At 62.0% G+C, this 702-nt stretch carries 1 protein-coding gene; it reads left to right on the forward strand.

The features are described 5' to 3' along the window. Nucleotides 1-29: 29 nt before the first annotated feature. Nucleotides 30-702, forward strand: a 673-nt coding sequence (locus QT231_RS24280; RefSeq protein ID WP_308339330.1) for a reverse transcriptase domain-containing protein, incomplete at its 3' end; no start/stop codon positions are given.

A 702-nucleotide genomic window follows, 5' to 3' on the forward strand; every position in this document is an offset into this window, starting at 1 on the left:
AGTAGGCGATAACGTCTCGAGGATCGATCATGAAGACAGAAACCGACGCTAATACCGTCACTCACCCAGAGGGGCAGGAGCAGTACTCCGCGTCCCAGCCGGTGAGCGTCGAGACGAGCCCGGCGTCATTATCGTGGACGAAAGCGGAGTCAACCTCGCTCATGGGACGGGTCGTTGACCCGGAGAACATGGAGCGAGCTTACCGTAAGGTGGTTGCCAACAAAGGCGCACCGGGTGTCGATGGCATGACGGTGCATCAACTGGCTGACCACCTAAGGCAGCACTGGTCAACGCTGCGCGAGCGGCTATTGGCCGATGAGTATCACCCCAGCCTGATCAGAGCCGCCATGATCCCCAAGCCCAAGGGTGGGACGCGGCAGTTAGGTATCCCCACGGTCACCGACCGGTTGATCCAGCAAGCGCTATCCCAGGTGCTCATGCCGATCTTCGACCCAGCGTTCTCTGCGTCGAGCTACGGCTATCGCCCCAAACGGAGCGCTAAGCAGGCCGTCTCGGCCATGAAGGCCCACGTCACTGCCGGCCACCGCTGGGTGGTCGACCTTGATCTGGAAGCTTTCTTCGACCGAGTGAACCACGACCTGCTGATGGCACGGGTGGCGCGGCGCGTTGACGACAAGCGCGTGCTGCGTCTTATCCGCCGCTATCTGGAGGCGGGCATGTTCCAGCACGGCTTGCCCACGC

The organism is Halomonas sp. SpR1 (assembly GCF_031010175.1).
In the GTDB taxonomy this organism is placed as follows: domain Bacteria; phylum Pseudomonadota; class Gammaproteobacteria; order Pseudomonadales; family Halomonadaceae; genus Vreelandella.